Source organism: Streptomyces hundungensis (assembly GCF_003627815.1).
Classification (GTDB): domain Bacteria; phylum Actinomycetota; class Actinomycetes; order Streptomycetales; family Streptomycetaceae; genus Streptomyces; species Streptomyces hundungensis_A.
Map to the genome: position 1 here is coordinate 7,961,148 of NZ_CP032698.1, position 14,820 is coordinate 7,975,967.

Genomic DNA, 14,820 nt, shown 5'->3' on the forward strand with positions numbered 1-14,820 from the left:
GACGGTCGCTTCCGAACATAACCGCCGCACCCGCCGCCACCGGTCACCCGCGCCCTGCGCCCCGGGAGATGTCCAGCCGCACGCGAGCCGTACGCATCGTGCCGAGAACCCCCCACCGGCAAACCGGGTTGAGGCGGCCGCTCGCTTCGGGGAGAGTCTGCCCTCATGGAGTTCTTCTGCTACCACCGAGACCGGCCCGGCTCCCTCGCCCTGCGCGACGAGCTGCTGCACGACCACTGGTCCTACATGGACCAGTACGGGAAGGAGCTCATCGCCCGCGGTCCCACGATGACCGACGACGGCGAAGAGCCCACCGGCAGCGTGCACATCATCGACCTGCCCGACGCCGCCGCGGCCCGCGCGTTCGTCTTCGACGAGCCGGGTTACCAGGCGGGCGTCTACCAGGACGTCCTGCTGCGGCGCTGGCGCAACATACTCGGGCGCACCATGTGGGACTTCCCCGGCGGCCGGACGGAGGGCGCCAGATTTCTGGTGCTCGGCCTCGGTGCGGGGGAGGCCGTCGACCTCGAACTGCCGCGAGACACCGGCGAGTTGATCGCCTACGGTCCGCTCCTGTCCGACGACGGCACCGCGTGGCTCGGTACGGCGGCACTCGTCCGGGCGCCCGACGCGGACTCGGCGCGTGCGGTCCTCACCGTCGACCAGTACGCCACCGTCGAGGTCCACCGCTGGCAGTTCGGCGGCCGGTCGTAACCCACCGACAGGGCGCCCCGATCCGCCCGCGAACCCCGCACGCGACGTTCACGCCTCAGCCGTTCCAGTGCTGGGGTGTGCGCGTGCGTACAGGGGGGACGAACGAGCGGGCGGCCGGAGAGGCGTAGGCGCGGGCCAGTTCGATCAGGTGGGTCTTCTCGGCCGTGAGGGTCGTCGCCTGCTCCTGGTGGGGGAGGAGCTGCGGCGACTCCTCCCGGCCGAACGACTCCGCGGGGAGCTCGCACCGGGGGTGACCCGACAGCTTCGCCCGGCGGGCCTCCTTCATCACACACGCCAGGACCGCCGCCTCGGCCTGGACGGGGGCGAGGCCCAACGGTTCGACGTGGTCACGGGCGAGCGGGGCCAGCCCGGGCGGAACGTAGTGGTCGAGTTCCAGCATGGCGTCCCGGATCTCGATGAGCTTGCGATAGGCGAGCAGTCGGCGCGGCATCGGCGGCCAGAGGAGTTCGAGGAGACGGGTGCGGCGCCTGGTCAGGACGACATGGGGGACGGCGCCCACGAGTTCGTGCCACAGGGGCCAGAGCCGCCAGGCGGTGCGGGCGTCGGCCAGGCCGGCGGCGAGCGCGACGGCGGCGGGCACCAGGATGGCCGTCGCGCGTAGCAGTGCGTGCAGGTTCATCAGGAGCGGGAAGTAGGGCGCCGCCCAGGAAACGTCCAGCATCGGGCCCAGCAGTCGTCCCAGCCAGAAGAGCGCGGCGCACGCGGTGCCCGAGGCGAACAGCCACAGGGCGGCGGCGAGCGGGCGCACATCCGTGCGCAACCCGAACCAGCAGCAGACGACCACACACACGCAGTCGGCCACCAGATGGGTGGAGGCGAGCATCACCCAGTACGCGAAGGACGGCGAAGGGCCCCCGGCCGCGATCGCCGAATGGGAGGCATGCGCCGGCGCGGTGAGGTCGAGGACCGTCAGGACGAGCAGCGTCGTGCCGATCGCGCCGCAGAGTCCGACCTGGAGCCGACGGCTTCCCATGGGGGTGGAGACGAAGAACAGGACCGCGCCCGCCGAGACCACTCCGGTCAGGTTCTTCACCAGGTCGACCACATGGCTGGTGCCGGCCAGTTCGCTGGCGAACCCCGTGACGGCGGGAAGGTCCAGCACCATCGCACCGCCCGCGGTGGTCACGGCCAGCCACAGCCCGCGCTGATCCGTGGCCCGCAGGGACGGCGCGGCACGCAGGAGCACGGCCAGACACAGACAGAGACAGCTCGGGTAGGTGAGCCACACGCCTAAGGCGGCCAGGTGTGACGTCAGCACCCCGGGTCCCCGACGCCGAGGGCCGAACTCAGCCTGGCGAGCGGGTCGTGCCGCTCCCGTCGTAGTGGCAGGTCGGCCTTGGTGCGCAGAAGACTCGCGAGCAGTTCGGCCTCGCGCTCCTGCCGAGTGGAGTAGTTGGTGCGCCCGAGGAGACGCCCGATCACGCTGGGATCGAGATCGGGTAACACCGCGCGCAGGGCATCCCCCTCGTCCCTCTCTCCCGCCACCGGCTGGTGGTCGCAGAGCATGTGGCCGAACTCGTGCAGCACGATGTGTTCCTGATGGAGCGCCGAGGTGTGCTGCTCGTAGAAGATGTGGTCGTCGACGTCCGTCGCGAGCCAGAGGCCGCAGGCTCCGTCCGTCGCGACCTCGAGGGGTAACGCATGGAGGTACAGCGGGCGGCCGCGTTGCGCGGCGACGTGCTCGCGGAAGCTCGCGATGGTGAACGGTTGGGGGAGCTGGACCTGTTCGGCGAGCCTTCGACAGCGCCGTTGCAGGGGCACGGACCGCATCAACTACCGCCCCCCGGCGCCGGGTTCGGGGGCTTCCCCGTCACGTGCCGCGTCGCCTCCTCGGCGTCGCCGTCCGTGCCCGATCCCTGCTGACCGATCTCGGGGAGGTTCTGCACCTTCCTCGTCTCGTTGACGATGGTCAGCAGCGAGTCGAGGGCGGCCGGTGACAGCCCCGAGGCCCGCATCGCCAGGCTGCGCACCTTGGTGTCCCGCAGCGCGGTGGCGAGGGCGAGCTGGGCCTTCACCCGCTGGGACACCTCCTCGTTGAGGAAGTACTCGGGCGGGACCCCGAAGAACTGGGCGAGGACGTCGAGTTGTTCCAGTGTGATGTTGCGCTTCTTGCCCGAGGCCAGTTCCCACAGGTACGTCCCCGAGATGGAGCCACCGGTCGCGGCACTGATCTCACGGGCGAGGCGGGCGTATCCCGGGCGCTGCTGTTCATTGGGGTAGAAGGCGTGGATCAGTTCGGTGAGCCGCTGATCGAACTTCCGCAGCAACGGACGGACCTCATTGCGTTCCGGCGGCTCCCCACCCATGCGTTCCCTTCCTTCCGAAGACGCTCCCGAAGACATAGGCCATGTGTATCCCTGTTCATCGGAGCGGACAAGAGCGACCGAGGGCAGGAGGGACGGCGGACAGGACCGTCCGCGCCAGCGGACATGTTGACGTCAGAACATGCGCTGACCTAGCGTCATCTGCGGTTACGGTCAGCGCTCGCCGGACGTCGCCCACGCTTCGAAAGGACCTCGATCTCATGGTGCATCCCCACGGCACGCAGGATTGGTGGGTCAACCGGTTCAGGGCCGGGAGTCGAAGAGTCCGGTGTCCCCATGAGGCGCCTCGGTGACGACGCGCGGCGCCGGTCGCCGGTCGTCTCTATCATGACGACAACCCTCGTCGGACCGTCCGGTTGCGACGCCAACGGCGCACGTCGCCAAGGTAGTTGACCCCTCGCATTCGCTCGCCCCTTCCCCCCCGCCCTTCCCCCTCCCCCTCGCTCCGTACCGCGAGCCGCCCACCGGCCCTTCGCCGCTGCCCAGTCCCGTGGTCCGGCGCCCCCACCCCCACCTGAGAACCCCACCCCCCACTCTTCATCCCCGCGTGTCCCGGCGCGGTGGATCCCCCCGAGCCGCCGCCGTGCGTCCGCGCCTCTCAGTCGTGCCCGCGGTGACGGTGCCGTCCCACCGTTCCTGTCATGGATGACGTGCATTTCTGGAGGCATTGATGTCCGCGATATCCGCTGAACGTAAGGCACCGACTTTCGACATCGACATACACACCCTGCTGCCGGCCGACTCGCCACGCTTCGCCCTAGACCAGGCACACATACGGGCACTCGCGGAGAGCGAGGCCGAGTTCCCGCCGATCCTGGTGCACCGGGCGACCCTGCGGGTCATTGATGGCATGCACCGGGTGAGGGCCGCGGAGCTGCGCGGCCAACACACCATCGGGGCGCACTGGTTCGAGGGCGACGACCGCGCGGCCTTCCTGATCGCCGTGGAGTCCAATACGCGGCACGGCCTTCCGCTCTCCAGCGAGGAGCGAAAGGAGGCGGCGTCGCGGATATTACGCACCCACCCCCAGTGGTCCGACCGCAGCATCGCCGAGAGGATCGGCTGGAACGCGACAGGTGTGGGCGCGTTGCGCAAAGAGATCGCCGACCCCGACGCCAGGCCTGACGCGCGGGTCGGCCGTGACGGCCGGGTCCGTCCGGCGACCACCGCCGAGGGACGCCGGGTGGCCGCGGAAGTGATCAGGCAGAACCCGTCAGCCTCGTTGCGGGAGATCGCCAAGCAGGCGGGGATCTCCGTGGGAACCGCCCGTGACGTGCGCCACCGGCTGGCCCAGGGGCGGCCCGCGATACCGGAGAGCCGCCGTACCGACCGCTCCGTGGGCGCGAACGATCCCGCCACCCCCGTGGCTCCCGTACCGTCACCGACCGTGGACGAGGACACCACGGGCCGGGTGACCGCGCCCGATCTCGCTCGCCGCATCACGCTCTTCGACGGACTCCGCAAGGATCCCTCGCTGCGGCTCAGCGAGAGCGGCCGGCTTGTCCTGCACCGGCTGCACACCCAGTTGCGGACCACGGAGGAGTGGCGGCGCCTGGCCCCCACCATCCCCCTGCACGGCCGGAGCGCGGTCGCCGACATCCTGTCCGCCTGCGCCGACGACCTCAGGGGAATGGCTCAGGAGTTGCGGTGCGTCGAGGACTCCCTGACTGGTTGACGCAGACCGCGAGTGGCGGTGGCGGCGGGCTCCCTCCAGACGGGGCCCGTCCCCGCGCGGGCGACGGCGGTCACGACGAGCCCCCGGTCGATCCGCCATCGTCCGTGAAGGGAGTCGAGCGGCCGCCCCTCGTCATCTTCCGCGGTCCGCAGCAGACGGGCGCGGAAGGACTGCCGGTACGGGTCGAAGGCCAGCTCCGCCTCTCGGAAGTCCAGCCAGGTCCCGGTCAGCGGGAACCACGCCTTGTACACGGACTCCTTGGCGCTGAAGAGCAACCGGTCCCAGTGGAGCGCGGGACGAACGCGCCGCAGCGCCGTCACCCGATCGCGCTCGGACGGCGAGGTGATCCGGCGCAGCAGGGCCGGCGGCAGCGGTGCGTGGGGCTCGGCGTCGATACCCAGGGCTGCGACGTCGAGCCTGCGGGACACGGCGGCGGCGCGGTAACCGTCGCAATGAGTCATCGAACCCACCACCCCCTCCGGCCAGTTGGGCGCCCCTCGTTCCCCCGGGACCATCGGTCCGGCCGGGCGCCCGAGCGACGTCAGGGCGAGCCGCGCGCAGTGCCGTACGGTGGCGAACTCCCGGCGTCGGCGCTCCGCCGCCCCGCTCAGCACCGCCGCTTCCTCCGGGAAGATCCAGGCGTCCGGCACATCGCCGAACTCCTCGGCGGTCAGGGCCGCTTGGGGAACCAGACCGGTCAGGAGCGTGGGCCTCACCGCTGTGTCTCCGAGCGCTGAGCGCCCACGGGCAGGGCCGGCCCGGATTCGAGGGCCGCCGCCTCCCACTCCGCGGCCAGCGACCGCAGATCCGCGTCGACCATCTGGCGCGGATAGGCCCAGCGCAACAGCGGCGCGGTCAGGGCGGTGGTGACAAGGGCCATGACCACCATCAGGGAGTACAAGTCCGTGTCGATCAGGTGGAGTTGTAGTCCCACGCCCAGGATGACCAGCTCGGTGAGGCCGCGGGTGTTCATGAGGATGCCCAGCGTCATCGCCCCCCGCCCGGGCTGTCGCGCGGCCCGCGCCCCCAGGTAGGCTCCGCCTAACTTGCCGCCGATCGCCACCAGGAGGATCAGGCCCAGCTCCCCGAGCCCGTCCCCGTCCACGGTGCTCAGGTCCACCTTCAGACCGGCCACCGTGAAGTACGCCGGCAGCAGCATCCACGTGATCGTCTCGAACCGGTCGGCCACCGCCGCGCGGAGCCGCTGGGTGCCGTGGCGCGGCACGACCGCACCCGCGAGGAACGCGCCGAAGATGAAGTGCAGGCCCAGCCGCTCGCTCAGCGCGCCCGAGACCAGCAACAAAGCCGTCAGCACAGCGAGCGGCCCGGCACCCGGCCCGCTTCCCGGTCCGTGCTCGTCCGCGCCCGTGGCACGCGGCTCCCGGGAGGTCAGGAACCTGCCGAGCAGCGGCCGCACCACCGTGAACATGACCACCGCGTACGGCAGGACCAGCAGGACCAGCCAGGAGCTCTGGCCCCCCGTGAAGGTCAGGACGGCCGCGAGCAACAACCAGGCGACGACATCCCCGACGGCCGCGCTCGCCATCGCCAGCGCACCCACCCTGGTGTGCTGGATGCCTCGGTCGGTGAGGATGCGGGCCAGCACCGGGAAGGCCGTGATGGACATGGCCGCGCCGATGAACAGCACGAAGCCGAGCCGGTTGCCGACCGCGTGGCCGTTCCAGAGCCACAGCGCCAGTATCGACCCGAGCCCGAACGAGCAGACGATCGATCCCACGGACACCCCGACCGCGGCACGCCTGTTCCCGCGCAGCAGCCGGTGGTCCAATTCGAGCCCGACGAGAAACATGAACAGCGCGATGCCGAGGTCGCCGAGCGTGCTGAGCATCGGACGGACGGCGAAGGGGAAGAGCGCGTCGGAGAGCGCCCCGTGGAACAGCGTCGGACCGAGCAGGATGCCCGCGAGGATCTCGCCGATGACGGCCGGCTGGCCGCACCACCGTGCCAGGCGCCCGAGCACCTGCGCGCACATGAGGACCAACGCCAGATCGACCATGACCATGGCCGTTTGATGGGTGGTCATGAACACTCCTTCTCCAGCGGGGTGGGCCCGCGGTGGCGGTGCCGTGCCCGGTCGGGGACGGCGGAGGGCGCGGGAGCGCCTGGGTGGGCAATGCGTTGGACACGGCGATCCGGGCGTTGCTATGTTGCGTGGCATGTCGAGCCCTGAGTCGGAGAGAAGCGAGCCACCGGTGATCCGGTGGCTGATCGCGTAACTCCCTGACAAACCTGCTCACTTGGGCCCTTCGGCCGAGCAGTGCATCGCGAATCCGCCACGGATCCACCGCATCGCGGGATCACGTCCTGAGTTCACTCCGGGACGGCTCCCACGCGAACGCACGGCCTTGTGCCCATGCGTCGCGTATCCCCTTTCTGCGATGTAGTTGGAGCTTCTTCATGCCATTCGCCATCTACGTTCTCGGGCTGGCCGTATTCGCCCAGGGAACGTCGGAATTCATGCTCTCCGGGCTCGTGGAGGACATGGCCGCCGACTTCGGCGTGTCCCTCCCCGCCGTCGGCTCGCTCACCTCCGCCTTCGCCGTCGGCATGATCGTCGGCGCACCGCTGGTCGCGATGTTGAGCCTGCGGTGGCCGCGCCGCCGGGCGCTGCTCGCCTTCCTCATCACCTTCCTCCTCGCCCATGTCGTGGGCGCCCTCACCCACAGCTTCGAGGTCCTCTTCGTCACCCGGGTGGTGGCCGCACTGGCCAACGCGGGCTTCCTCGCCGTCGGCCTCGCGACCGCGGCGAGCATGGCCGGACCCCAGGCCAAGGGCCGGGCGACCTCGATCCTGCTGAGCGGAGTCACCCTCGCCTGCATCGCGGGCGTGCCCCTCGGCGCCGTACTGAGCGAGGTGTGGGGCTGGCGCTCGGCCTTCTGGGGCGTGGCGGTCATCTCCGCCCCCGCGGTCGTCGCGGTACTGCGGTCCGTGCCGGCGACACCCGTCGACCCCACGGCCCCCAGCGTCCGCCACGAGCTGCGGGCGCTGCGCACACCCCGGCTGGTCATCACGCTCGTACTCGGAGCGCTGGTCAACGGTGCGACGTTCTGTTCCTTCACCTACCTCACGCCCGTCATCACCAACGTGACGAATCTGGGCTCCGGCTGGGTACCCGCCACCTTGGCGCTGTTCGGCATCGGGTCCTTCGTCGGGGTCAACGTGGGCGGTCGGCTGGCGGACAGCCGTCCCGGCCAAGTGCTCGCGCTCGGCGGCGCCGTGCTGCTCGCGGGGTGGCTGGTCTTCGCCCTCACGGCCGGCAACCCCGTGGTGGCGCTGATCCTCGTCTTCGTCCAGGGGGTGCTCTCCTTCGCCGTGGGCTCCACGCTCATCGCGCAGGCCCTGTACACGGCCTCGAACGCCCCGACGCTGGCCGGCGGCTTCGCCACCGCGGCGATGAACGTCGGCGCCGCCGCCGGACCCGCCCTGGGCGGTCTCGCCCTGGGCGCCGGCCACGGCTACCGCTCGCCGCTGGTGGTGAGCGCCGTACTCGTCGCCACCGCACTGATCGTGGCGGGACTGGCCCGCGCCCTCGGCGTCACCGGCAAGGGCGGCGCCGGCGCCACGGAAGACCGTCCGGCCGGGCGCCCGGTGGAGGCCCGCTCCTGACCGCCGCACCCCGTCCTCGGTGGTCCGCCCTCCTCGCGGGGACGGACCACCGGGGACGCGTGCGCGGTGGACGCGGCGGGCCTCAGAGCAGGGACAGGAAATGGGAGACCATCTCCACCGACTGCTCGGCGTTCAGCCGCGGATCGCACGTCGACCGGTAGTCGGTGAACCGCGGCGACTCCTCACGCTCCGAGACACACTCGGTGACCGGGTCCGGGGTCAATTCCAGGTGCAGACCCGCCGGCCACTGCCCGTGTGAGCGCAGCGCCCTCGTGAACGAGGCGACCTCGGCACGCATCGGCTCGATCAACCGGGTCTTGTGGCCGGCCACCTTCAGCCCGTTGCCGTGCATGGGGTCGCAGAGCCAGACGACGGGCGCGCCGTGGCGGGCGACCGCCTGGACGACCGGCGGCAGCAGCCGGTCCACCTCCTTCGCGCCGAAGCGCACGATGAACGTCAGCCGCCCCGGAACGCCCTCCGGGTTCAGCGCCAGGCTCAGGGCGACCGCTTCCTGCGGCGACGCCGAGGGGCCCAGCTTGACGCCGATCGGATTGCGTACGGCCTGGGCGAGGGCGACATGGGCACCGTCCTCACGGCGGGTGCGCTCCCCGATCCACCCGAAGTGGGCGGAGCCGCTGTACGTACCGAGAGCGCCGTCTCTCGCCAGCGGCCGCTCATAGGGCAGCAGGAGCAACTCGTGGGAGGTGTAGACCCGTTCGAGGACGGGACGCCCCGCCCAGGAGCGCCGGATCTCGTCGAGGACGAGCCGCGAGCACGTATAGGCGGTGAGGAGCCGACGGGGTTCGGGGGCCCTGGCCAGCGGTTCGAACTCCGGCTCGTTCACGGCGTCGCCGCAGTAACTGGGCATCCGGCGACGCGAGCCCGAGTCCTCCGTCTCGAACGGCGACGAGCGCGGCTTGGCGTACTGGCCGGCGATACGGCCGACGGTCACCGCGGGCAGTCCGCTGCCGGCCCGCATGAGCGCGGCGAGGCTCTGAAGGTTGTCCACCTTCTGCCGCACCAGCTCCGGAACGGCCTCGTGGAAGCGTTCGGCGCAGTCGCCGCCCTGGATCACCAGCGCCGAGCCGAGGGCCACCAGACCCATTCCGCCCATCAAATCGGCGACCTCGTTCTCCGTGGTGAGGGCGGGCAGCCCGGCCAGCTCCCGTTCCACCGCGTCGAGGGCGTCCGGGTCCGGCCAGAAGGGCTGTTGGGCCGCCGTCCGCCCGGTCAGGGACGCCAGCGTCGTGGTCGCGTGCATCGTGGCCTCCTTCGCTCTCCACGGCACGGTGCCGCGGGGCTGTAGTGGGTGTCGTACGGGGCGGTGCGGCGGGGCGGGGCTCACCGCCGGTCCCGGGACATCACGCTCTCCCGGTCCATCACCAGGTCCTCGACGCGGCACATCTCCGTGATGACCGCGTCGTACAGGTTCACCAGGAACGTCTCGTCGAGGCCGTGGTCGGCCGCATAACGGGCGGCCCGCTCCTTGACCAGATGGACCCGGCCGGGCTGCATCATGGGAACGCCGTGCCGGGACTTGTACCGCGCGATGCGGACGCCACAGTCGATGCGGCGGCGCAGCGTGTCCAGCAGCACTGCGTCGAGCTCGTCGAGCTCCGTGCGCAGTCGCCGCAGCTCGTCCTGGTCGCTCATCGATCCGTCTCGCCTTCGTCGTCGATGCGTTGGAGGGTGCGGAACAGCTCGTGGCAGCTTTCCTGCCGTACGGCGAGTCCGGGCCCGAGGAACCGGCGGAGCTCCTCGAATACACCGTCCAGACCCGCGGCCGCACGCGGGTCCCCGACCGCGCCCCCGAGAAGGTCGAGGGAGTCGACGGAGTCGAGGTCGTCGCCGATGAGCGAGGCGAAGGAGCGCAACGCCTCTGCCAGCGCCCGCCGGGCGGACGCGGCCCCGGGGTTGGACCACTGGATCTCTCCGTACACCTCCGGTCGCCCGCCGAGCACGCGGGCCAACAGGGTGAGCAGGACCTGGTGGGGCGGCGGCGCCGTCGCCGTCAGGGTGCGGATGTCCACGCCGAGCCGGGTGAGGGCGAGCCCGAAGGAGAGGACCACGGCATGCGTCAGGGCCTGGGTGGCCGCGGTCGTCCTGTCGTGCTCCCGCGCCGACAGCCGCACCAGCCGACCCCCGCCGCGTTCGACGAGGCGCAGCAGAGCGGCCACGCCCGGCCCGTCCCGGGTGACCACCGCGGCCACCGGGCGGCCGGCCAGACCGGCGGACGGCGCGAACATCGGGTTGAGGCCGACGTGTTGGACATCCGGTGCCCGGGCAGCGACTTCCGCGGCCATACCCGTCCGGACGGAGAGTGTGTCGGCGAGCAGCGCGCCCGGCCGCATGAGCCGGGTCACCGGGGCCACGGCCCTGAGGGCCACCGCCTCGTGGACGGCGAGCAGGACGAGGTCCGCGCGGCCGAGAGCGGCCGCCAATTCGGGCCCCGGAGCGGTGACATCGGCCACCAGACAGGAGCCCCCTTCCCTCGCGGGCACCGTGACGTCGACGACGACCGTGCGGCTGCCCGCTTCCCGCAGCAGGTCCGTGAACATGCCGCCCACCGCCCCGCCTCCGCCGACGACGACGCTGTGGGCGAAATCGCTCATCGGGCGCCCGCCACGGCCGTGGTGCTGTCGAGGGCGGCGACCATGGCGCGTGCCTTCACCAGGGTCTCGGTGAACTCCTCCTCCTGGTCGGAGAGCGACACGATCGCCCCGCCCACTCCGAACTCCGCCTGCCCGTCCGCCAGCACGATGGTGCGGATGACGATGCTGAGGTCGGCCGCGCCGCTCAGGGAGAACCAGCCGAGCGCACCGGAGTAGACACCCCGAGCGCCTTCCTCCAGCCGGTCGATGATCTCCATGGTGCGCTTCTTCGGCGCACCGGTCATGGACCCACCGGGGAAAGCCGCACGTACACAGGCAGCGGTGCTCGTGCCCGGTCGCAGTCGCCCCCGGATCGTCGACACCAGCTGATGCACGGGTGCGTAGGTCTCCACCTCGAAGAGACGGGGCACATGGACGGAGCCGATCGCGCAGACGCTGTTGAGGTCGTTGCGGACCAGATCGACGATCATCAAGTTCTCGGCGCGGTCCTTCTCCTGGCCGGCGAGGTCCGTGCGGAGCCGCTCGTCCTCCTCGGCCGTGCCGCCCCGGGGACGGGTTCCCTTGATGGGCTTGGACTCGACGCCGCCGGCCGCGTCGATGGTGAGGAAGCGCTCGGGCGAGGCGCTGAGCACCGACAGCTCCGGGAACTCCAGCAGAGCGCCGTAGGGGACCGGGCTGACCGCACGCAGCGCGGAGTAGAGCGGCAGGGCCGCCGTCTCCGTCGGCGCCGAGACCATGTTGGTCAGGCAGATCTCGTACGATTCGCCGTTGCGGATCTCCCTGAGGCACTCGTCGATGCGCTTGAGGTACGCGTCCTTGTCGTGGCGTGTCCGGGCCCAGGGGCCGAAGCCCGCCGCCGCCTCGGGGGCGCCGAAGACCATGGCGGGGGTGGGCTCGGCCGGGGTGCGGACGGCCAGACCGGTGAGGACCTCGGCCGTCTCCCGCAGCCAGGACCGTGCCCCGTCGTCCCGACCGAGCCGGTCGAGCGCCAGCAGATAACAGCAGCCCTCCTGGTGGTCGAGTGCGATCACACGGTCGGCGAAGAGGAACGCGGCATCGGGGTGGGGCGATCGGTGCGCGGGTTCGCCGCTTGTCTCGGCCTTCAGCTCGTAGCCGAGATAGCCGACGTACCCGAGGTTGAACTCGAAGGGCAACCCGGCGGCGGCGGGCACGCGTCGGCGTTCGAGCTGCTCCTCCAGATAGGTGAAGAAGGGCTGCGTCGTCCGCGTCGTCCTGCCGTCGGAGCCGCGGACGCGCACCACACCGTCGTCGACCCGATAGGTGACGTACTCGGCGAGCGGACCGCGGGCGTCGCCGAGGAAGGAGAAGCGCGAGGCCCCTTCCAGGACGGCGCTGGTGTCCAGCCAGAACGTGGGACCGTCGCCGGGAAGGCAGGTGCGGCGTACTTCCTCGGCGTCCGGCAGCACGTCGACACGGCGCACATGGACCTCGTACGGGGAGTCCGCCGCGCAACGCCGCGCCCGGTGGTGGGCGAGGGCGAGGTCGCGGAAATTGGCCATGATCTCGCGGCCGAAGTCGCTGCCGATCGACTCCGGATGGAACTGGACGCCCCACAGCGGTTTTTCGCGGTGCCGCAGCCCCATGACGACACCGTCGCCGCTCCACGCCAGAGGCTCCAGCTCGTCGGGGAGGTCGGTGGCGGCGAGGGAGTGGTAGCGCACGGCGGTGAACGGCGAGGGGAGACCCCTGAAGACGTCCTCCCCGGTGTGGCGCACCTCGCAGACCCTGCCGTGCATCGGCGTCGGGGCGAGACCGACGGCCGCGCCGAAGAGCTGGGCGATCCCTTGGTGTCCGAGGCAGACGCCGAGGACGGGCAGCCCGCTCTCGAGGATCGCCTGGCGGCTGATCCCGAAATCCCGTGCCCGGGCCGGGCTGCCGGGCCCCGGTGAGACGACGATCGCGTCGAAGTCCTCGACGGGCAGCCGCGACCAGTCGGCGTCGTTGGGCACGACGACGGGGGGCCGGCCGGTCGCCTCGCCTATGTACTGGAACAGGTTGTAGGTGAACGAGTCGTAATTGTCGATCAGGAGCGTGCGCATGATGGGCACCTTGTCTCGAGGGGCTCGCCGAGGGGCGCAAGGGACGGCACTTCGCGGGGCCGAGGGAGCGGGCCGGGTAAGGGAGGAGTGAGGCGTGACGGGGGAGTGGAGAACACCCTCCAGAAGAAAGGGAGTTGAGGGTCAGGCATGCCCTGGAGCCGGAGCGTCGCGGGCCCCCGTCCGAGCCTCAGAGGCGCAGGGTGCGTCGAAGGTGCAGCCGCTCGGCGGTCCCGCCCTTGTCCCGTACGTGCCGCACCAGGAGGTCGCTGTCGACGATCGCCGGGTGGCTCTCGTCGTAGTCGATGGCCATCACGACGCCCATCCAGGGTTCGAGGCCCATCGCGTACACGTACACCGCCGATGGTTCGAGGGCGTCGACGATGTCCCTCGCCTGAGGAAAGTTGGAACCGTTCAGGCGCCGGCTCTGGTCGGTCCTGCGGTCCAGCGGTTCGCCGTAGAGCGGACCGTAGATCCAGCTCGCGGCGGCTCCGATGCTCTCCATGCCGATGAACACGGTGTCGACCGGACCGATCAGGTCGGCCACCTTCGTGTACATCGTCGGCGAGATGTTCGTGGAGTCGGCGGCGAACAGCAGGGAGCGCTCGCCGAACCGGAGCAGCCAGCCCGTCTTGGCGCGGATCCGCAGATCGCCGTGTTCCCCCAGGAAAGGCAGGGCGACGACTTCGGCGGAGCCGCAGGACAGCGTCTCCAGATCGTCGACCTCGACGACGTCGGTGAAGCCGAGCCGGCGCAGGATGCCGCCGAGCCCCGGGTCCACCAGGGTGGCGTTGGTCGACTTGGGAACCAGGACCCTGCCGACCCGATGCCGGATCCTCAGCAGGGTCTCGAAGAGCATGTGGTCCTGGTGGTTGTGGGTGATCAGCAGATGGTCGATCCGCTCCGGAAGATCGGCGAAGGTGAACCGGTTCTCCGCGCCGCCGGGGTAGCCGCCGTAGCTCAGGACCGGGTCCACCAGGAAGGTCGTACCGCGGTAACGGGCGAACACACAGGCGTGGCCGACGTATTCGAGGACGTCGTCGCCGCCCGGGGAGCGGCCGGTGGCGACGCGGGTACCGGGGTGGGTTCGAAGTAGGTGAGGAACCGGGCGGCTCGCTCACCTCGAAGCCCCAACGCGCCTGCCAGACCGTCGAGTTCGGACTCCGTGAGGCCGCCCCGGAAGACCGTGTCGAGCAGCGGGGAGTTCAGGGGGACGTCGATCAAGAGGTGTTCCGGGTGGTACTCCAGCATGGGAGTGGTGAGCGCGAACTCGCGCGCGTCCTCGACCACGGGTCGCAGACGCACCTGCTGCCACGACTCGTCGTAGTACTCCGACGCGTACATCAACGGTTCGATGAAGCGGTAGTCGGCCGTGCGGTTGTCCCTGCCGTAGAACACCTCCACCCGTCCCGCCAGTGGCTGCGGGAGCTCCTGGTAGACGGAATCGAGGCACTCGCCCCGGTGGCGGGGCAGGATGTCCTCCTCCAACTCCCTTATGGCCTCGAAGAGTTCGTCCAGTCGGGCCCGTTGCGAAGCGGTGTCCCGGTACCAGGTCTCGATGGCCTCGCGGTGCTCGTGGGCGTGGATCCAGGGGCCGCCGTGCATACGGCGCCGGCGGACGGCCGCCGCGTGGATCTGCGGGTCGGCGAGATAGCTCTCGACGATGGAGGTGAACCGGTTGCGGACGAAGCGGGCGAGGGTCTGCGGGGGCAGCAGGTACGACCAGCCGTACCAGCCGGCGATGACCGGCTCGACCGCGATGTCCTGACGCAACGAGTAACGCATGTCGG

General features: G+C 70.8%; 14 protein-coding genes. 3 read left to right on the plus strand and 11 right to left on the minus strand.

The genetic code is table 11. The features are described 5' to 3' along the window. The first annotated feature begins 165 nt into the window (after nucleotides 1-165). On the plus strand, nucleotides 166-714 hold the full coding sequence (locus DWB77_RS35385; protein WP_120726621.1) for a YciI family protein: 549 nt from the start codon (nucleotides 166-168) through the stop codon (nucleotides 712-714). Nucleotides 715-769: 55 nt separating this feature from the next. Here DWB77_RS35385 and DWB77_RS35390 read toward each other — a convergent pair whose 3' ends face one another. The 3 genes from DWB77_RS35390 to DWB77_RS35400 are packed head-to-tail and all read right to left on the minus strand — an operon-like array spanning nucleotide 770 to nucleotide 3,041. Further along, a complete protein-coding gene (locus DWB77_RS35390; protein ID WP_120726623.1) occupies nucleotides 770-1,993 on the minus strand; it encodes an MAB_1171c family putative transporter in 1,224 nt (407 codons plus the stop codon). Further along, nucleotides 1,987-2,505 (minus strand): hypothetical protein, encoded by a 519-nt coding sequence (locus DWB77_RS35395; RefSeq protein ID WP_246033745.1) that lies wholly within the window; start codon nucleotides 2,503-2,505, stop codon nucleotides 1,987-1,989. The genes DWB77_RS35390 and DWB77_RS35395 overlap by 7 nt, the downstream gene beginning before the upstream one ends. Further along, nucleotides 2,505-3,041 carry a hypothetical protein gene (locus tag DWB77_RS35400; protein WP_246033746.1) on the minus strand — a complete coding sequence of 179 codons (537 nt, stop codon included), beginning with the start codon at nucleotides 3,039-3,041 and terminating at the stop codon, nucleotides 2,505-2,507. Before DWB77_RS35400 ends, DWB77_RS35395 begins: the two co-directional genes overlap by 1 nt. Before the next feature lie 688 nt (nucleotides 3,042-3,729). Here DWB77_RS35400 and DWB77_RS35405 point away from each other — a divergent pair. Further along, nucleotides 3,730-4,734 (plus strand): ParB/RepB/Spo0J family partition protein, encoded by a 1,005-nt coding sequence (locus DWB77_RS35405; RefSeq protein ID WP_120726627.1) that lies wholly within the window; start codon nucleotides 3,730-3,732, stop codon nucleotides 4,732-4,734. Here DWB77_RS35405 and DWB77_RS35410 read toward each other — a convergent pair. Further along, the gene (locus tag DWB77_RS35410; protein ID WP_120726629.1) at nucleotides 4,695-5,450 is read right to left on the minus strand and encodes a 4'-phosphopantetheinyl transferase family protein; all 756 of its coding nucleotides are present in this window, start codon (nucleotides 5,448-5,450) and stop codon (nucleotides 4,695-4,697) included. The two genes, DWB77_RS35405 and DWB77_RS35410, sit on opposite strands and share 40 nt — an antisense overlap. Beyond that, nucleotides 5,447-6,778, minus strand: coding sequence for a cation:proton antiporter (locus DWB77_RS35415; RefSeq protein WP_120726631.1), 1,332 nt, complete (start codon nucleotides 6,776-6,778; stop codon nucleotides 5,447-5,449). The genes DWB77_RS35410 and DWB77_RS35415 overlap by 4 nt, the downstream gene beginning before the upstream one ends. A 374-nt stretch (nucleotides 6,779-7,152) precedes the next feature. Between DWB77_RS35415 and DWB77_RS35420 the strand changes: the two genes are divergently transcribed. Beyond that, a complete protein-coding gene (locus DWB77_RS35420; protein WP_120726633.1) occupies nucleotides 7,153-8,361 on the plus strand; it encodes a Cmx/CmrA family chloramphenicol efflux MFS transporter in 1,209 nt (402 codons plus the stop codon). An 82-nt stretch (nucleotides 8,362-8,443) separates the two neighbouring features. Here the strand turns inward: DWB77_RS35420 and DWB77_RS35425 are convergent, their stop codons facing one another. The 6 genes from DWB77_RS35425 to DWB77_RS39080 all read right to left on the minus strand — a co-directional run bounded on the left by DWB77_RS35425 (nucleotide 8,444) and on the right by DWB77_RS39080 (nucleotide 14,815). Continuing rightward, nucleotides 8,444-9,622 (minus strand): 3-deoxy-7-phosphoheptulonate synthase, encoded by a 1,179-nt coding sequence (locus DWB77_RS35425; RefSeq protein WP_120726635.1) that lies wholly within the window; start codon nucleotides 9,620-9,622, stop codon nucleotides 8,444-8,446. Between the two features lie 80 nt (nucleotides 9,623-9,702). Beyond that, nucleotides 9,703-10,014, minus strand: coding sequence for a 4-amino-4-deoxychorismate mutase CmlD (gene cmlD, locus DWB77_RS35430; protein WP_120726637.1), 312 nt, complete (start codon nucleotides 10,012-10,014; stop codon nucleotides 9,703-9,705). After that, the gene (locus tag DWB77_RS35435) at nucleotides 10,011-10,973 is read right to left on the minus strand and encodes a prephenate dehydrogenase dimerization domain-containing protein (protein WP_120726639.1); all 963 of its coding nucleotides are present in this window, start codon (nucleotides 10,971-10,973) and stop codon (nucleotides 10,011-10,013) included. Before DWB77_RS35435 ends, cmlD begins: the two co-directional genes overlap by 4 nt. Further along, nucleotides 10,970-13,033, minus strand: coding sequence for an aminodeoxychorismate synthase component I (gene pabB / locus DWB77_RS35440; protein WP_120726641.1), 2,064 nt, complete (start codon nucleotides 13,031-13,033; stop codon nucleotides 10,970-10,972). Before pabB ends, DWB77_RS35435 begins: the two co-directional genes overlap by 4 nt. Before the next feature lie 187 nt (nucleotides 13,034-13,220). Further along, nucleotides 13,221-14,006, minus strand: a complete 786-nt coding sequence (locus tag DWB77_RS39075) for an MBL fold metallo-hydrolase (protein WP_246033747.1) — start codon at nucleotides 14,004-14,006, stop codon at nucleotides 13,221-13,223. Further along, the gene (locus tag DWB77_RS39080; protein WP_246033748.1) at nucleotides 13,991-14,815 is read right to left on the minus strand and encodes a hypothetical protein; all 825 of its coding nucleotides are present in this window, start codon (nucleotides 14,813-14,815) and stop codon (nucleotides 13,991-13,993) included. The genes DWB77_RS39075 and DWB77_RS39080 overlap by 16 nt, the downstream gene beginning before the upstream one ends. Between the last annotated feature and the right edge of the window lie 5 nt (nucleotides 14,816-14,820).

Bases quoted from the DNA above. Each gene is read 5' to 3' on its own strand.
- DWB77_RS35385 (WP_120726621.1), top strand. From the start codon at position 166: ATGGAGTTCTTCTGCTACCACCGAGACCGGCCCGGCTCCCTCGCCCTG.
- DWB77_RS35395 (WP_246033745.1), bottom strand. From the start codon at position 2,505: ATGCGGTCCGTGCCCCTGCAACGGCGCTGTCGAAGGCTCGCCGAACAG.
- DWB77_RS35400 (WP_246033746.1), bottom strand. From the start codon at position 3,041: ATGGGTGGGGAGCCGCCGGAACGCAATGAGGTCCGTCCGTTGCTGCGG.
- DWB77_RS35405 (WP_120726627.1), top strand. From the start codon at position 3,730: ATGTCCGCGATATCCGCTGAACGTAAGGCACCGACTTTCGACATCGAC.
- DWB77_RS35415 (WP_120726631.1), bottom strand. From the start codon at position 6,778: ATGACCACCCATCAAACGGCCATGGTCATGGTCGATCTGGCGTTGGTC.
- DWB77_RS35420 (WP_120726633.1), top strand. From the start codon at position 7,153: ATGCCATTCGCCATCTACGTTCTCGGGCTGGCCGTATTCGCCCAGGGA.
- DWB77_RS35425 (WP_120726635.1), bottom strand. From the start codon at position 9,622: ATGCACGCGACCACGACGCTGGCGTCCCTGACCGGGCGGACGGCGGCC.
- cmlD (WP_120726637.1), bottom strand. From the start codon at position 10,014: ATGAGCGACCAGGACGAGCTGCGGCGACTGCGCACGGAGCTCGACGAG.
- DWB77_RS35435 (WP_120726639.1), bottom strand. From the start codon at position 10,973: ATGAGCGATTTCGCCCACAGCGTCGTCGTCGGCGGAGGCGGGGCGGTG.
- pabB (WP_120726641.1), bottom strand. From the start codon at position 13,033: ATGCGCACGCTCCTGATCGACAATTACGACTCGTTCACCTACAACCTG.
- DWB77_RS39080 (WP_246033748.1), bottom strand. From the start codon at position 14,815: ATGCGTTACTCGTTGCGTCAGGACATCGCGGTCGAGCCGGTCATCGCC.